Here is a 14,459-nt window from a genome sequence, read left to right on the forward strand (position 1 = left end):
GCGTGTGGGGCGGAATCACGGCCAGCATGTGCACACGAAGGTCCTCGATCGAGCCGTCCTGTGCACATTCTGGCTCTACTTTCTGGCGGTCGCTCAGGTCATCGCCGACGTGAGGCGGGGGTTCGGGGGTGAGGCTGTCCGGGTCGGGCCGGAACGGCCTCCCGGGTGTGTGACGAGCTGTGGCCGCCCACCCCTTGAGGAATACCCCTGGGGGGTATACGTTGACGGGGAAGGACAGCATCCCGGAGGAGAGGACCACCATGAGTCACCAGTCCCCGGCGCCCCCGCCGACCGACCACGCAGAGCATCACGGCCCGGCGGACCACGCGCGTCACGCCGACCACACCGACCACACCGGCCACACCGGCCACGGCGCGCAGGGCGAGCACGGCGGCCATGGCGAGCACAGCGGCCACGGCGATCATGTCGCCCAGTTCCGCCGCCTGTTCTGGATCATGCTGGTCCTGGCGGTGCCCGTCGTCGGCCTGAACAGCATGTTCGCCCACCTGCTGGGCTACCACCTGCCCGAAGCGCCCTGGGTCGCCTGGGTCTCCCCGCTGCTCGGCACCGTCATGTACGCCTGGGGCGGCAAGCCCTTCCTCACCGGTGCCGTCTCCGAGATCCGCGCCCGGCGGCCCGGGATGATGCTGCTCATCGGCCTCGGGATCACCGTCGCCTTCCTCGCCTCCTGGGGAGCGAGCCTCGGCGTGCTCGACGCCCAGCTCGAGGTGTGGTGGGAGCTCGCGCTGCTGGTGGTGATCATGCTGCTGGGCCACTGGATCGAGATGCGCTCCCTGGCCCGGACCTCCTCCGCCCTGGACTCCCTCGCCGCTCTGCTGCCCGATCGCGCTGAGCGGCTCGAGGGGGAGCGGATCGTCGAGGTCGACCCCTCTGAGCTCGCCGTGGGCGACCTCGTGATCGTGCGCCCCGGCGCCGCCGTCCCGGCCGACGGCGCGATCGTCGACGGCGCGGCGAGCATGGACGAATCGATGGTCACCGGGGAGTCCGCGACCGTGCGTCGCGAGCGCGGCGACCAGGTGGTCGCCGGGACCGTCGCCACCGACTCCGGCCTCCGGATCGAGGTCAGCGCGGTGGGTGAGGAGACCACGCTGGCGGGCATCGGCCGGCTCGTCGAGGAGGCGCAGAGCTCCAGCTCCCACGCCCAGCGCCTCGCGGACCGGGCCGCGGGCTGGCTGTTCTGGTTCGCCCTCGGTGCCGCGCTGCTGTCCGCGACGATCTGGCTGCTGGTCGGCGTCCCGGACCAGGCCGTCCTGCGCGCCATCTCCGTCCTGGTCATCGCCTGCCCTCACGCCCTGGGCCTCGCGATCCCGCTGGTCGTGTCGCTCGCCACCGAGCGGGCCGCGCGCGGCGGCGTGCTGATCACGGACCGCCTGGCGCTCGAGTCGATGCGCACCGTGGACACCGTCCTGTTCGACAAGACCGGCACCCTCACGGCGGGCGAGCCGGCCCTGACCGCCATCGCCCCCGCCGCGGGCCACGACGAGAAGGAGATCCTCGCCCTCGCCGCCGCGGTCGAGGCGCCCAGCGAGCACCCTCTGGCCCGTGCGATCCACGGCGCGGCCGGGGAGCGGGAGCTGCCGGTCCCCGGCGCGGAGGACTTCACCTCCTCCCCGGCCGTCGGCGTGCGCGCCGTGGTGGACGGCGCCGTGATCGAGGTGGGCGGACCCGCCCTGCTGGAGCAGCACGGCGCGTCCGAGCTGCCCGACGTCGACGCCTGGCGCGCCGAGGGCGCGATCATCCTCCACGTCCTCTCCGACGGCGAGGTGCTCGGTGCGCTGCGCCTGAGCGATGCGATCCGGCCCGAGTCCCGCGAGGCGGTCGACGCCCTGCATGCGATCGGCGCCCAGGTCGTCATGATCACCGGCGACGCGCAGGCGGTGGCCGAGTCCGTCGGCCGCGAGCTCGGCATCGACCGAGTCGTGGCCGGGGTGCGCCCCGAGGGCAAGGCCGCCGCGGTCGCGGCGCTGCAGGAGGAGGGGCGGACGGTCGCGATGGTCGGCGACGGCGTCAACGACGCTCCGGCACTCGCCCAGGCCGACGTCGGCCTCGCGATCGGCGCCGGCACCGACGTCGCCATCGGCTCCGCCGGCGTGGTCCTGGCCTCTTCCGACCCGCGCTCTGTGCTCTCGGTCCACGAGCTCTCCCGCGCCGCCTACCGCAAGATGCGCCAGAACCTCTGGTGGGCCGCCGGGTACAACCTGCTCGCGGTGCCGCTCGCGGCGGGTCTCCTCGCCCCCATCGGCTTCGTGCTCCCGATGAGCGTGGGAGCGCTGCTGATGTCCGCCTCGACCGTCGTCGTCGCGCTCAACGCGCAGCTCCTGCGCGGGCTCGACCTGCGACCGGAGGCGAGCGCCGCCCGAGTGCTGGGCCGGGACGGAGGGTCGTGAAGGACGCCGCGCCGACGTAGCCGGGAAAGCCGTGGCGCGTCGACGGGACGGCGCATACGGTCGGCTCATGACGGCGACGACGCCCGCGGGCTTCCCGACTCGCCTCCCCGAGGTGCATGTCGACCTCCTCGAGGAGTGCACCTCGCAGGTCGTGACCTGCGACGAGCTCCAATGGTGGTTCGTGATCCCCCGGGTCGGGGAGGCCACGGCGGCGGCGTGGTACGACCGAGCCACCGCCGAGCTCACCGCGGTGCGGCGGACGCGACGGCCCGCCTCCGCGGTGAAGGGCGCCGCCGGCGACGTGCTGATCGAGATCGAGGAGTCGACCTACGCCCCCGAGGACTGGCGCGGGGTGGGTCGGAGGGACATCCGGTTCACGGCCCGCCTCGGCCCGCATCGAGCTGAGTTCCTCAGCGTGGAGCAGGCCGGCATACGCACCGATGTCTCCGCACCCGACTTCGCAGCGAACTGGTGCGACTCTCTGGGACGGACGATCCGCGAGAGCGGGCGAGTGGTGACCGAGGGCCCGCGCACCGTCGTGACGGTCGCGGAGGAAGGGGCCCGTGTGGACCTCGTCGACCTCACGGTCGACGGCGTGACGCGCCGCTGTGTACGCGTCCTCGACATCGCGCCCGGCGCCATGCCGAGCGAGTTCGGTCAGGCGATCATCGACCTGGAGACCGGCAGGACCCTCGCCTACTGGCAGTACCGGCCGGAGACCTGGGACGACGACGCGCCGACCTGGCTCGCCGAGCATCCAGGCGTGGACCTGACCATTGACGGCGTCCGGTACCAGCGCAGGAACTGCACCGGCCGGGACGAGATCGCCCTGACGGACCACGCGTTGGCACTCCGCTGAGGAGGCCGCCTCCCCGGACCCGCCTCAGCCGCGCTGGAGACGGCCGCGGACCACCGTCGCGTACAGCACCGACATCCCCGCCACGAAGCCGAGACCCACCGCCAGAGCGGTGTGGTACTCGCTCTCCCACACCATGATCCCGAAGGTGAACAGGATGAAGGCGATCGCGAACAGCTGCCCGCAGGGCCACAGCGGCACCGGGAACTCCAGCGCCGCGCGCTCCTGCCGCGTCATGCCACGGCGGGAGGCGACCTGGGCCAGCAGGATCATCAGCCACACGAAGATCGTCGCGAAGGTCGCGAGCGAGGCGACGATCGTGAAGACCTCGTCCGGCAGCGCGTAGTTCAGGACCACGCCGATCACCAGGACGCCCAGCAGGGCGAGCGTGGTCACCACCGGCACGCCGCGCACGGTGTGCGCCATCGCCCTCGGCGCGAGCCGCTCCCGGGCCATGCCGGCGACCACCCGTCGGGCGCCGAAGAGGTCCGCGTTGATGGCCGACAGCGCCGCGGTGATCACCACGATGTTCAGCAGCGCCGCCGCCCAGTTCACCCCGAGGGTGGTGAAGATCTGGACGAACGGGGACTCCTCACCGGTGATGAGGTGCCAGGGGGTCAGCAGCAGGATGATGCCGATCGCGAGCACGTAGAACAGCAGGATCCGCACCGGGACCGTGTTCACGGCGCGGGGGATCGCCCGGGCGGGGTCCTCCGCCTCGGTGCCGGCCACGCCGATGATCTCGGTCCCGCCGAAGGCGAAGAGCACCAGGACGAACGCACTGATCATGCCCTCCACGCCGTGGGGGAAGAAGCCGCCGTCGGCGGTGAGGTTCGCCAGGCCCGTCGGCTCCGTGCTGTCGCCCAGGCCGAACACGAGGATCGCCGCGCCGCCGGCGATCATCGCGATCACCGCGCCCACCTTGATGATCGTGAAGACGAACTCGAGCTCGCCGAACCAGCGCACGCTGGCCAGGTTCGCCGCGCCGACGATCAGCAGCGTCACCGCCACCCAGATCCACTGGGCGGTGTCGGGGAACCAGAAGCGCATGTAGATCGCGATCGCGGTGAGGTCCGCGAGGCACACGATGAGCATCTCGAAGGCGAACATCCACCCGGTGATGTACCCGGCCCAGCGGCCCAGGAAGCGGCGGGTGTACTCGGCGAAGGAGCCCGAGATCGGCATCCGCACCGCCATCTCGCCGAGCGCTCGCAGCATGAAGTACACGACCGCACCGCCGAGCAGGTACACCAGCAGCACGGAGGGGCCCGCCGCCTGGATCGCCCCCGCCGAGCCGTAGAACAGCCCCGTCCCGATCGCGGAGCCGAGGGCGATGAAGTGGATGTGCCGTGCTGTCAGTCCGCGACGCCGCGAGGCGGTCGTGCGGGCAGGGGGCGGCGTGGTGGTGGTGCTCATCGAGGGGGAGTGCTCCGAGGTACTGAGGACGGGAGGCGCCGATCGCGCCCCGTTCACGGTACGACCGCGCCGGGGCCGACAGGACGTGTGTCCGGCCACGTCCGGCGCGAGCCGACGACCGTCAGAGCGCCGGGCGGACCGCTTCGGGAGCGGAGGAGGCCCTCGCTCCCGGGCGGGTCACGGCGCGCCAGGCGAGGATCGCGCCGACGGCGCCCAGCAGGGCGAGCCCGCCCAGGACGGCGGATGCCGTGGCCATCCCCGCCCTGGCGCCGACCAGGCCGGCGCTGAGATAGGTGAGGATGAAACAGGCGTGGGAGAGCGAGAAGTCCGCGGCGAACAGGGCGGGCCGATCGGCCGCGGGGGCATTGCGGCGGATCACCCGGCCCGAGGGCGTGAGCACCATCGAGATCGCGGTGCCGAGCAGGAACCACAGCAGCGCCACGGCCACCAGCGCGGGGGCGCGATCCAAGGATGCAAGGGCCAGCCCGCCGCCCAGCAGCAGCGCGGGGATCAGGAACGTCCCGGTGATCATGACCCCGCGGTCGGGGCGATGGTCGAGGTAGCGGGGAAGAGCGAGGGCCACGACCATCTCGCCCAGCCCGCTCGCGGCCAGGAGCAGCGGGATCGATGCCTCGTCGAGCCCCAGGCGCTCCCCGGCGAGCACGGCGGTGTTGACGATGATCATCGCCGTCGCGCAGGCCACCGCGAGATACATGCCCAGCAGCCCCCGCAGCTGCGCGATCCCGACGTACAGGCGCATCCCGCGGGTGAGGCGGTCGAGGAAGCCCGTGGTGCGGGTGTCAGCCCGCTGTGGCAGACGCGTGCTGAGCACGAGCGCCGCGGAGAGCAGGAACCCGGCCACCGTGCCGAGGAACAGGTTGCTCGCGCTGAGCACGAGCAGCAATGACGCGGCGAGCATCGGGCTGATCACGGACTCGAGGTTGTAGGCGAGGCGGGAGAGCGAGAGCGCCCGGGTGTACTCCCGCTCCTCGGTGAGCACGTCCGGGAGGATCGACTGGAAGGTGGGGGTGAAGGTCGCCGAGGCCGCCTGCAGCACGAAGATCAGCACGTAGATCTGCCAGGCCTCGGTGACGAACGGCAGGCTCAGGGCGACGCCCGCCCGCACCAGGTCCGCGGCCACGAGCACGCCGCGCCGCGACAGCCCGGCGGTCAGCGCCGCCATCACGGGGGAGACGATCACGTACGCGAGCATCTTCACCGTCAGCGCGATGCCCAGCACCCGGCCACCCTGGTCCCCGGCCAGCTCGTAGGCGAACAGCCCCAGGCCGACGGTCAGCAGACCCGTCCCCAGCAGCGCCACGATTTGCGCGGCGAACAGGTGCCGGTAGGTGGCGTTGGCGAGCACCTCACGCATGAGGGTCGCCGGGTCGGTGGTGGGCGGGGGAGCCGCCGAGGGTGTGCTGGGCCTGGAAGATCGCATCGGCCACCAGCTGACGGGCGTGCTCGTCGACGAGGCGGTAGTAGGCCTTGGTGCCCTCGTGGCGCGGGGTGACGATCCGCGCCATGCGCAGCTTCGCGAGGTGCTGGGAGACCGCGGCCTGGGAGCGCCCGGTCAGCTCGACCAGCTCCCCGACGGTCCGCTCGGTGTCGCGCAGCGCCAGGATGATCCGCACCCGCGTGGGGTCCGCGAGCATCGCGAACACCTCCACCGCCAGCTCCACGTACTCGCTGTCCGGGGTCAGCCCACAGGCCTGGGTGTTCTCGTTCATGCGCACACACTAATATAAGGGAGTGTGCATACTCAAGGAGCGGGTGGATCCTCCGGAATCGGGCCCGAGATCGTCAGGTTCCCGAGCGGTCGAACTCGATCACGGTGCCGCTCCCGACGGCCTCCATGCTCGACGTGACCAGCTGCTGCGCCAGAGGACTGAGCTGCGCGCGCCGCTGGGACCCGTCTAGCCATGCGACCTGGCGCAGTTCGTCGGGAGGGATACGGAGATCGGCCGTCGTCGAAGCCCCGAGGGATGCCTCGTAGACGAAGGCGAGTGCGCCGTGCGGGTCCTCCGCGGCCGGGCGGAGGTGCCCGACCGCCAGCAGCCTGCCCAGATGGATCGCGATCCCCAGCTCCTCGTGGCATTCGCGCACGCAGGCGTCCGACGGCGACTCGCCGGCCTCGACCGAACCACCCGGCAGATGCCATGTCTCCTTGTAGACAGGGTCGACGCAGAGGACCTGGTCGTGACCGTCGTGGAAGAGCGCGCTGGTGATCACCCGCTTGCGGGGCAGTGTCGCCAGGAACTCCGCAGGGGGCAGCTTCCGGCTCACTGCGGGTCCCCGCTCGCCCCGGTGACGGACGCGTCCGGGAGATGTCGCCGCAGGTCCTCGTCCAGGTCGTCCATGAGCTGGTGGTACGCCGCATTCAGGTCGATCTCGTACTCGTCGGCGAGCACGAGGAGTGACCACAGGCAGTCGGCGAGCTCGTGCGCGAGGGCGTCCTCGAGATCGGCGCGGGGCCGGACCTCGGCCTTACCCAGCACGAGCTTCGCCAGGTCACCGACGTCCCCGACGAAACCCAGCATCACCTCCTCGGTCGACCATGGCCGCCGTGAGCGGGACACGTCGACGTCCGCGAAGAGCGACCTGACCTGCCTGGCTCGTGCGGTCATGTCCGGGATCGACATGGTGGGACTCCTTCGTCCGGAGGCGATCGGCGCTCGCCGATGGCGTCCCGGCGAGCGTAGCGGGCCGGCGTCGTAGATGCTGGGGCCATGGACCAGGCTGTCATCGTCGACCACGACTCCGCCACCGCGCCGGCCGGGCCGCTGCTCACGCTGTTCCACGGCGCCCCGGGGTCAGGGAAGACCACGCTGGCCCGCCGGCTCGAGGCCGAGGGAGTCGGCGTCCGGCTCTGCACCGACGACTGGCAGGACGCGCTGGGCCTCGATCTCGCCGACGAGATCCTCCACGAGCGCCTGCAGGCCCTCCTGTATCGCCACGCGCTGACCCTGCTCGAGCGCGGCGTCGACGTGATCCTCGAGGACGGGCTCTGGATGGAGGTCGAGCGTCGCCGCGTCTTCGCCGACGCGCGCGAGCGCGGTGCCCGCATCCACTGGCACGTCTTCGAGGTCCCCGCCCAGGAGCTGCACCGGCGGCTGGTGGCGCGCAATGCCGCCGGGGACACCGGGGCGGTGCCGATCCCGCGGGCGGAGTTGGAGCGGATCCTCGGCCTCATCGAGCCGCCCACACTCCAGGAGCGGTCCTCCGTCGACGCCCTGACGGTGCATCGCTGAGCCTCAGTCCTCCCGCATCCGTGCCCGCAGGACGTCGAACTCGCAGCCCGGCGCATCGGGGTCGAAGCCGTGCTCGAGCAGCCAGCGCGCGACCGTGAGGCTGCGCAGCGACCACCAGCCGCGGATGATCTCGCGATCCGCGCCCTCCCCGTAGCCGGCCAGCAGATCCTCCAGGCGCTCCTCGTGCCCGAGCGTGAGGGTGGCGAGGTCGGACTGGGCATCGCCCGCGGCGCCCTCGGACCAGTCGATGATGCCGGTGACGGCGTCGTCCTCGACGAAGACGTGCGCGATCTGCAGGTCGCCGTGGACGAAGCGCGGCGCCCAGGGTCGCAGCGCGGCCTCGGCGATCTCGCGATTGCGGTGGACGATCTCCGCGGGCAGCGCCTGATTCTCCAGCAGCCAGGCGCACTCGCGGTCGAGCTCCTCCCGCACCTCGTCGAGCGCGGGGCCCGTCCACGGCGGCGGCGGTGCGTCGTGGAGTCGGCGGATCGCCGCTCCGGTCGCGGCCCACGCCGCGGGCGAGGTCGAGGCGGTCCCGCCGAGCGTCCCGAGCGGCGTGCCGGGCACGGCGGTGAGAGCCAGGACGTGCGGCTTCTGCCAGAGCACGGCCGGGGTGGGCACGGGAGCCAGGCCGATCACCTGCGCCTCGCGCTCGACGCGGCCCGCCTCGCCGTCCACCTTCAGGAACGTCTCGCCCACGCGCATCGTGGTGCGCTCGCGGTGGGCGACCACGATCTCGATCTCGTCCATGGGCTCATGCTGGCAGAGAGGTGCGGAGACGACGCCTTCATTCGGCGCCGGCGCGGGCCCGGTGACCTCCCAGCACCTGGTCGATCACGTCGGCAGCCCGGGATGCGCCACCGGCGGCGGCGCACTCCTCGCGCATCCGTGCGAGCCGGCGATACACCTCGGGGGCCGCCGCCACGGCGTCCACGGCAGTCCACAGGGACTCGGCGTCGAGGCCCTCGGGGCGGAGGGAACGGCCGAGCCCGAGCTCCTCGATCCGATCCGCGTTCGCTCGCTGCTCGGCCATCTGTGGGACGGCGACCATCGGCACCAGGTGGTCGATGCTCTCCATCGTGCTGCCCATCCCGGCGTGCGTGACGAACGCGCGGGCATGCCGGAGAACCGCGAGCTGCGGCACCCGGGAATGGACCTCCACGTTGCCCGGGACCGGTCCGATGCTCTCCGGGTCGACCTCGTCGCCGACGGCGAGCACCACGTGCCACGGGCGGTCCGCGGCCGAGGACGCCACCATCCGATAGAAGTCGGGCCGCGAGGTGTAGGCGGTCCCCAGCGAGACCAGCAGCACCGGCAGGTCGTCCTCGGGAGGTGTCCAGTCCGCCTGGAACGTTCGCTCGGTGAGGGCCGGTCCCACGAAATGCCAGCCCGTGAAGGAGTCGCCGGCGTACTGGAAGGCGCGCGGGATGGTGACCAGCCGGGCCGCGGCCAGCTCGCCCCGCATGAACCCGCCGATGTCGCGGATGCCCTGTCCACGGAGATAGCGACCGATGCGCAGCATCTGCCACAGGAACCGCGGACTCAGCGGATTGATCTTCGTGTACTCGTTCATCGACCAGTGCTCGTTGCCGACGAAGTTGGGCCACGTCTCGACCGCCGGCACCGCCCAGTGATGAGCCAGGATCCTCCCCCACCAGGCGAGCGTGCCGTCGTGCAGCACGAGGTCCGGCGGTGGGGTCCCCAGGAGCTGGGCCACCATGGCCTCCGTCTCGTCCAGCAGCAGGCCCATGGCTCGGATCAGCTCACGACCGTGCATCTGCGGCGGGCCGCCGTCGATCCGCTCCCAGGTGGAGACGACCGGTTCGAACCGGGCGCCGGTCTCGACGATGCGGTCCGCGAACATCTGCGGAGCCCAGTAGGTCACCTCGTGCCCGCGGCGGACCAGTTCCGTCACGATGCCGAGGGTCGGGTTGATGTGCCCGGCGCCCAGCGGACCGTACGCGTGGATGGTGGCCATGGCAGCGATGGTAGGCGAGTGGCCGCGAGCCGCATGCCGCCCGACGCCGCTTCAGCTGCGGCGGTCTCCGCCGTCGGCAGGACGGGCGGAGATCGACTGCACGCGCACCGTGACCTCCCAGGGCCGTTCCGGGCCCGGGGTCGCGTCGGAGTCGTCCAGCGCGTCCTGCACGGCGGTCTGGAGGGCTTCGACGATGTCGCGGACGGGGGCCACGGGCGCCAGCGCCACCTCGATGACGACGGTCCGCGCCGCGGCGTCGACGTGGAGCCCGTAGCGGTCGCGGGAGGTGCTGTCGCGGCGCAGCCGGGCGTCGAGGGCCCGGAGCGTGGTGGTGATCCCGGGTTCGACGCCCTGCACGCCGGGAACGGCGTGGACGACGGCCAGGAGGTCGGCGGCGGTGGTCTCAGTGCTCATGGATGTCCTCGATGTGGATGTCCACCACGGTGGAGTCCAGCCCCACCTGGTCGCGGCAGGCGGAGGTCACCGCGGCCCGGACGTCGTCGGCGAGCTGCAGCAGGTCGGACGAGGTGGCCGGGGCGGAGATCCGGCACCTGATCCGTGCGGGCGTGCCGCGGGTGCGCAGGCCGTTCTCGCCGGGTTCGTGCTCGACGGTGGTGCGCAGGGCGATCACCCCGGGGACGGAGTCCACGGCGCGGCGCACGAGGGTGCGCAGCGCCAGCTCGGAGAGCGTGTAGGGGCCGGCCGCGGTGGGAGGCATTTGCACCTGTGCGCCGTGGCGCACGTCCGCTCGGACGGACTCCTTGATGGTGGACAGGGCGGTCGCCGAGAGCTGCACGGAGTGGTCGCCCTGCTCTTCGAGGGACGTCCATTCGTCGTGGACGGAGCGGATCAGCTCGAGATAGCGCTGTGTGGCGGCGTCGTCGGAGTCGTGCATCGTGTTCACCTCCATTCCTTCATGCGGTCGAGGATGTGGCCCCGCGCGCGGGCGATGCGGCCGCGGACGGTGGATTCGGTGGCGTCGACGACCCGGGCGATCTCCTGGTAGCTCATGCCGTCGATCTCCCGCAGCACCCAGCAGGCGCGCTGGTCCTCGTCGATGGACTGCAGGATCGTCGCGAGCGCCTCCATCTGGGCGTTCGCGAGGGTGGACTGCTCGGGATGGCCGGCATTGCGGCCGGTGACGCCGCCGACGCTGTTCCCCGGAACGGCACGGTCGAGGTCCTCGTGCTCGGCGGCGCTGGTGCCGCGGCGGGCGGCGCGGCGCAGGACCCCGATCGCGGCGCGATGGGTGATCTGGGAGACCCAGCTGCGGAAGGCCGACGGGTCCGCCAGCAGGTGCACACGCTTCCAGGCCAGCACCAGGGATTCCTGGACGACGTCCTCGGCGTCCATGCGGTCGTGCAGCACGAGGTAGGCGATGCGGAACAGGCGTCCCTGGTGGCGGTCCACGAGCGCCTCGAAGGCGCCGACGTCCCCGTCCTGCGCGCGCAGGACGAGGGCGCGGTCCTCGTCGTCGGGGAGGCCGGGCATCAGACCAGCGCCGTCTCGGCCGGAGCGGCGGTGCTGTGCTCTCCCACCCGTGCCGTCCGCGGGGCGCGAGCGGAACTCAGACGGACCAGGAGGTCCACGCGGACGGGGGCGGTGCCCAGCACCGTGGTGACGTCGTCGATCAGGCGGCGGCGCACGGTCTCGGCGACCCAGCCCGTCTCGGACTCCTCGGACACGGACACCGTGGACTGGATCCACGGCTCCGCGGCGCCGCCGCCCAGCCGGAGGGAGGCGTCGGTGACGCCAGGGATGGCTCCGAGGGCATCGGACAGAGCCCGCTCGAGCACCCCCGGGGCGATCGATCCAAGCAGGTGATCGTCCCGGTCGGTGACCCGGACGCTCTCGCGCGGCGGTGCCGTGGGGATCTGGGCGATCAGCAGGAGGATCCCGCCGACGGTGACCAGCAGCGATGCCGCCACGGCGGTGGGCAGGAGCCAGCTGCTGTGGGCGGCTGCGATGTCCGCGGGCCGGGAGTCCCCGTGCGGGAGGACCGGGTCCCCGGCCGGCCAGAGGTCCAGCACGGGGGTCGCGGCGGAGGCGACCCAGGCGGCGGCGAGCATCATCAGCAGCCCGCTGAGGACCAGGACGGTGCGGTTGCGGCGTCCGGACACGGTGCGCATGGCAGTTCCTCTCGGATCGGAAGCGGGTCAGCGGAGGTGCGCGGTGCGCACACGGGGCCGCAGGGGCGTGGACGGGCGCAGCGAGGCGAGGGCCGCCTCGGCCTCCGCGCGGGTGCGGCGAGCGACCGTGGCGGTGTCCTCGAGCGGGGTGCGGACCAGGACGTCGACACGTCGACGCCGCACGGAGACCCGGGCGTCGCGGACGCCGTCGACGTGCTCGATGCGACGCTGCACGCGGTGCGCCAGGTCACGGCGGGACACGGCGGTCTGGCCGGGGACGTCGTCGGCCAGGATCGCGCGGCGGCCGGGATCGCCGGGGGCGATCCCGCTGAGCGCGAGCAGCAGGCCGAGCAGCCCGAGGAGCCCGGCGCCGATCAGGATGGGCGTGCTGTCGAGCCGGGTGGCGCCGACGGCCGAGACCGCCTCCGCGGCCGCGGCGGGCCATGCCCCGTCGAGCAGGAAGGAGCCGAACAGCCACAGGCCGGTCCCTCCGGCGGCGATGGCCAGGAGGGCCAGGACCGCGGCAGGGACGCTTCGCGCCGGGCGGCGCGCCAGGCGGGCGGGAGCGGTGCTCATCGCAGCACCCTCCGTCCCGTGGTGGTGGCGTGCAGCCAGGACACGGTGACCTCGAGCCGGCCCACCGTGAGGCCCGTCAGCTCCTCGACGCGGGCGGTGACGTGCTCGCGGAGTCCCGCCAGGGCGGGAGCGAGCGCCACCGGGAAGACGAGTCCCACGTCCAGGCGCAGCACCGCCGTGGCGCCGAAGACGTCGGCCTCCACGGACGGTCGGGCCTCGAAGTCCCGTCGGGCGCCGACGCCGAGGACGCCACCGGCATCGGAGCCGATGCCGGGGACCTCGAACGCCGCCTGCTCCGCGATGCGGGCGACGACCTGCGACGGGACGGAGGTGGCGCCCCGGAAGGTCGTGCCCGGGGAGGTCCGGTCATCAGTGACGGACATGCTCAGCTCCTCCAGCGGTCGGTCACGCCTCGGATCTCGATGCGGCCCTCGAGCGTCAGCCCGATGGCCAGCCCGAGGACGCCGAAGACGAGGACCAGGAAGAACTGGCCGAAGCTGCCGAACGCCAGCACGGCGCCCAGGACGAGGCCGACCAGCAGCGCGATATGGGATGTCTTCATGAGTACTCCTCGGTCGAGGGGGCCGGGGGCGAGCGCCGAGGCTCGCCCCCCGACCCGCCGGATCACTGCAGGTCCGTGTCGCGCGAGGCGGCGGCGGGGGCCTCGTCGTCCTGGGGGAGGTGGACGTCGACGACGTTGACGTTCACCTCGAGGACCTCCAGGCCGGTGGTCCCCTCGACCTGGTCGATGACGTTGCGGCGGATGGCGTTGCCGACCTCGACGATGGAGGCGCCGTACTCGACGACGACGGTCACGTCGATCGCGGTCTGGGTCTCGCCCTTCTCGACGCTGATGCCGCCGGCGACATTGGTCTGGGAGTTCGGGATCCGCTCGGTCACCGCGGAGAACGCGCGCCGGGCGGCGCTGCCCATGTCATGGACGCCCGGCACCTCACGGGCGGCCATGCCGGCGATCTTCGCGACCACGGTGTCCTCGAGGGTGGTGATGCCCTCCGTGGTCTGCAGCGGGCCGCGCAGCACCCGCTCGTTCTGCTCGTCCTGCCGCTTCTCGCGGCGACCCTCCTGCTTGGCGGCCTCGCGCTCCTGCTGGGAACCGGTCTGGGGAATCGAAGCGTTCGACATGGCAACTCCTTGATCGCTGCGCCAGCGTCGTGCTGGCGTCGACGTGCGATGGACACAGTGAGGACGCCGCGTCGGGCGGAATCCTCACTCTCTCACGGAGTGAGCTGCATCACAGCTGCATGGAGGTGTCGGCGCCTCTACGGTGGGCCGATGGACACCCCAACACCCGGACTCGTGCCGACGCTCGCGCCGGCCTCCGACGCCGATCACGACCTGCTGGCGCGCCTTCTCCAGCTGTATCTGCACGACCTCTCCCCGCACACGGGGGACGACGTCGACGAGCGCGGGGCCTTCCACTACGCCTGGCTGGAGGCGTACCGCCAGGAGGCGGGGCGTCACGCCGTCCTCCTCCGTGTGGAGGGCCGTCCGGCCGGTTTCGCCCTGATCCGGAGCGGGGAGGTGACGCAGATGGCCGAGTTCTTCGTGCTCGGGAAGTACCGCGGCGCCGGCGTGGGGTCCCGGGCCGCGCAGGAGCTGTTCGCCGCCTTCCCCGGCGCCTGGTCCGTCAGCCAGCTCGCCACGAACACCGAGGCCACGGCCTTCTGGCGACGAACGATCCCCGTCCCCTACGAGGAGCACGTCCACGCCGACGGGAGCGTCGAGCAGCGGTTCACGATCGAGGCCGGCACGGGCGCGGGGTGAGCCGGCGCCGGTGCGTGGCAACCCGCGCGCACCCGTGGCATTCGACCGCCTGACGTCGCA

At 72.3% G+C, this 14,459-nt stretch carries 19 protein-coding genes; 4 read left to right on the plus strand and 15 right to left on the minus strand.

What is annotated here, in order from left to right; all coding sequences use genetic code 11:
• The first annotated feature begins 260 nt into the window (after positions 1–260).
• Positions 261–2,408, plus strand: coding sequence for a heavy metal translocating P-type ATPase (locus tag CXH06_RS04440; protein ID WP_114853945.1), 2,148 nt, complete (start codon positions 261–263; stop codon positions 2,406–2,408).
• Positions 2,409–2,475: 67 nt separating this feature from the next.
• Entirely contained in the window at positions 2,476–3,267 is a 792-nt protein-coding gene (locus tag CXH06_RS04445; protein WP_114853946.1) for a hypothetical protein, read from the plus strand.
• 24 nt (positions 3,268–3,291) lie between these two features.
• Here CXH06_RS04445 and CXH06_RS04450 read toward each other — a convergent pair whose 3' ends face one another.
• The 5 genes from CXH06_RS04450 to CXH06_RS04470 form a co-directional block, all read right to left on the minus strand.
• The gene (locus CXH06_RS04450) at positions 3,292–4,680 is read right to left on the minus strand and encodes an amino acid permease (RefSeq protein WP_114853947.1); all 1,389 of its coding nucleotides are present in this window, start codon (positions 4,678–4,680) and stop codon (positions 3,292–3,294) included.
• Positions 4,681–4,801: 121 nt separating this feature from the next.
• A complete protein-coding gene (locus CXH06_RS04455) occupies positions 4,802–6,055 on the minus strand; it encodes an MFS transporter (RefSeq protein WP_114853948.1) in 1,254 nt (417 codons plus the stop codon).
• Positions 6,048–6,410 carry a metalloregulator ArsR/SmtB family transcription factor gene (locus CXH06_RS04460; protein ID WP_114853949.1) on the minus strand — a complete coding sequence of 121 codons (363 nt, stop codon included), beginning with the start codon at positions 6,408–6,410 and terminating at the stop codon, positions 6,048–6,050. Before CXH06_RS04460 ends, CXH06_RS04455 begins: the two co-directional genes overlap by 8 nt.
• 73 nt (positions 6,411–6,483) lie before the next feature.
• Positions 6,484–6,912, minus strand: a complete 429-nt coding sequence (locus CXH06_RS04465; RefSeq protein WP_157975602.1) for an NUDIX hydrolase — start codon at positions 6,910–6,912, stop codon at positions 6,484–6,486.
• Positions 6,913–6,962: 50 nt separating this feature from the next.
• The gene (locus tag CXH06_RS04470; RefSeq protein ID WP_198684005.1) at positions 6,963–7,322 is read right to left on the minus strand and encodes a MazG nucleotide pyrophosphohydrolase domain-containing protein; all 360 of its coding nucleotides are present in this window, start codon (positions 7,320–7,322) and stop codon (positions 6,963–6,965) included.
• An 87-nt stretch (positions 7,323–7,409) separates the two neighbouring features.
• On the opposite strand from CXH06_RS04470, the gene CXH06_RS04475 reads away from it, so the two are divergent.
• Positions 7,410–7,931 carry an ATP-binding protein gene (locus CXH06_RS04475; protein WP_114853951.1) on the plus strand — a complete coding sequence of 174 codons (522 nt, stop codon included), beginning with the start codon at positions 7,410–7,412 and terminating at the stop codon, positions 7,929–7,931.
• Positions 7,932–7,934: 3 nt separating this feature from the next.
• Here the strand turns inward: CXH06_RS04475 and CXH06_RS04480 are convergent, their stop codons facing one another.
• The 10 genes from CXH06_RS04480 to CXH06_RS04520 form a co-directional block, all read right to left on the minus strand.
• On the minus strand, positions 7,935–8,681 hold the full coding sequence (locus CXH06_RS04480) for a phosphotransferase family protein (protein WP_114853952.1): 747 nt from the start codon (positions 8,679–8,681) through the stop codon (positions 7,935–7,937).
• A gap of 37 nt (positions 8,682–8,718) precedes the next feature.
• Entirely contained in the window at positions 8,719–9,909 is a 1,191-nt protein-coding gene (locus tag CXH06_RS04485) for a macrolide family glycosyltransferase (protein ID WP_114853953.1), read from the minus strand.
• A 51-nt stretch (positions 9,910–9,960) separates the two neighbouring features.
• Complete coding sequence (locus tag CXH06_RS04490; RefSeq protein WP_114853954.1) at positions 9,961–10,323, minus strand: hypothetical protein; 363 nt, start codon at positions 10,321–10,323, stop codon at positions 9,961–9,963.
• Complete coding sequence (locus tag CXH06_RS04495; RefSeq protein ID WP_232820204.1) at positions 10,313–10,804, minus strand: hypothetical protein; 492 nt, start codon at positions 10,802–10,804, stop codon at positions 10,313–10,315. Before CXH06_RS04495 ends, CXH06_RS04490 begins: the two co-directional genes overlap by 11 nt.
• A 5-nt stretch (positions 10,805–10,809) precedes the next feature.
• A complete protein-coding gene (locus tag CXH06_RS04500; RefSeq protein WP_114853956.1) occupies positions 10,810–11,400 on the minus strand; it encodes an RNA polymerase sigma factor in 591 nt (196 codons plus the stop codon).
• Complete coding sequence (locus tag CXH06_RS04505; protein ID WP_114853957.1) at positions 11,400–12,038, minus strand: hypothetical protein; 639 nt, start codon at positions 12,036–12,038, stop codon at positions 11,400–11,402. Before CXH06_RS04505 ends, CXH06_RS04500 begins: the two co-directional genes overlap by 1 nt.
• 27 nt (positions 12,039–12,065) lie before the next feature.
• Positions 12,066–12,614 carry a DUF6286 domain-containing protein gene (locus CXH06_RS04510; RefSeq protein WP_114853958.1) on the minus strand — a complete coding sequence of 183 codons (549 nt, stop codon included), beginning with the start codon at positions 12,612–12,614 and terminating at the stop codon, positions 12,066–12,068.
• On the minus strand, positions 12,611–12,997 hold the full coding sequence (locus CXH06_RS04515; protein WP_114853959.1) for an Asp23/Gls24 family envelope stress response protein: 387 nt from the start codon (positions 12,995–12,997) through the stop codon (positions 12,611–12,613). Before CXH06_RS04515 ends, CXH06_RS04510 begins: the two co-directional genes overlap by 4 nt.
• Positions 12,998–12,999: 2 nt before the next feature.
• Positions 13,000–13,176, minus strand: coding sequence for a hypothetical protein (locus tag CXH06_RS18410; RefSeq protein WP_198684006.1), 177 nt, complete (start codon positions 13,174–13,176; stop codon positions 13,000–13,002).
• 62 nt (positions 13,177–13,238) lie between these two features.
• Positions 13,239–13,757 carry an Asp23/Gls24 family envelope stress response protein gene (locus tag CXH06_RS04520; protein ID WP_114853960.1) on the minus strand — a complete coding sequence of 173 codons (519 nt, stop codon included), beginning with the start codon at positions 13,755–13,757 and terminating at the stop codon, positions 13,239–13,241.
• 150 nt (positions 13,758–13,907) lie between these two features.
• Here CXH06_RS04520 and CXH06_RS04525 point away from each other — a divergent pair, with 150 nt between their 5' ends.
• A complete protein-coding gene (locus CXH06_RS04525; RefSeq protein ID WP_157975603.1) occupies positions 13,908–14,399 on the plus strand; it encodes a GNAT family N-acetyltransferase in 492 nt (163 codons plus the stop codon).
• Positions 14,400–14,459 lie beyond the last annotated feature (60 nt).

It is taken from the genome of Brachybacterium sp. YJGR34 (assembly GCF_003347015.1).
In the GTDB taxonomy this organism is placed as follows: domain Bacteria; phylum Actinomycetota; class Actinomycetes; order Actinomycetales; family Dermabacteraceae; genus Brachybacterium.

Coding starts and splice junctions, on each gene's coding strand:
- CXH06_RS04445 (WP_114853946.1), top strand. CDS start 2,476: ATGACGGCGACGACGCCCGCGGGCTTCCCGACTCGCCTCCCCGAGGTG.
- CXH06_RS04485 (WP_114853953.1), bottom strand. CDS start 9,909: ATGGCCACCATCCACGCGTACGGTCCGCTGGGCGCCGGGCACATCAAC.
- CXH06_RS04455 (WP_114853948.1), bottom strand. CDS start 6,055: ATGCGTGAGGTGCTCGCCAACGCCACCTACCGGCACCTGTTCGCCGCG.
- CXH06_RS04480 (WP_114853952.1), bottom strand. CDS start 8,681: ATGGACGAGATCGAGATCGTGGTCGCCCACCGCGAGCGCACCACGATG.
- CXH06_RS04525 (WP_157975603.1), top strand. CDS start 13,908: ATGGACACCCCAACACCCGGACTCGTGCCGACGCTCGCGCCGGCCTCC.
- CXH06_RS04520 (WP_114853960.1), bottom strand. CDS start 13,757: ATGTCGAACGCTTCGATTCCCCAGACCGGTTCCCAGCAGGAGCGCGAG.
- CXH06_RS04440 (WP_114853945.1), top strand. CDS start 261: ATGAGTCACCAGTCCCCGGCGCCCCCGCCGACCGACCACGCAGAGCAT.
- CXH06_RS04500 (WP_114853956.1), bottom strand. CDS start 11,400: ATGCCCGGCCTCCCCGACGACGAGGACCGCGCCCTCGTCCTGCGCGCG.
- CXH06_RS04510 (WP_114853958.1), bottom strand. CDS start 12,614: ATGAGCACCGCTCCCGCCCGCCTGGCGCGCCGCCCGGCGCGAAGCGTC.
- CXH06_RS04490 (WP_114853954.1), bottom strand. CDS start 10,323: ATGAGCACTGAGACCACCGCCGCCGACCTCCTGGCCGTCGTCCACGCC.
- CXH06_RS04505 (WP_114853957.1), bottom strand. CDS start 12,038: ATGCGCACCGTGTCCGGACGCCGCAACCGCACCGTCCTGGTCCTCAGC.
- CXH06_RS04475 (WP_114853951.1), top strand. CDS start 7,410: ATGGACCAGGCTGTCATCGTCGACCACGACTCCGCCACCGCGCCGGCC.
- CXH06_RS04515 (WP_114853959.1), bottom strand. CDS start 12,997: ATGTCCGTCACTGATGACCGGACCTCCCCGGGCACGACCTTCCGGGGC.
- CXH06_RS04460 (WP_114853949.1), bottom strand. CDS start 6,410: ATGAACGAGAACACCCAGGCCTGTGGGCTGACCCCGGACAGCGAGTAC.
- CXH06_RS04450 (WP_114853947.1), bottom strand. CDS start 4,680: ATGAGCACCACCACCACGCCGCCCCCTGCCCGCACGACCGCCTCGCGG.
- CXH06_RS04495 (WP_232820204.1), bottom strand. CDS start 10,804: ATGCACGACTCCGACGACGCCGCCACACAGCGCTATCTCGAGCTGATC.
- CXH06_RS04470 (WP_198684005.1), bottom strand. CDS start 7,322: ATGTCGATCCCGGACATGACCGCACGAGCCAGGCAGGTCAGGTCGCTC.
- CXH06_RS18410 (WP_198684006.1), bottom strand. CDS start 13,176: ATGAAGACATCCCATATCGCGCTGCTGGTCGGCCTCGTCCTGGGCGCC.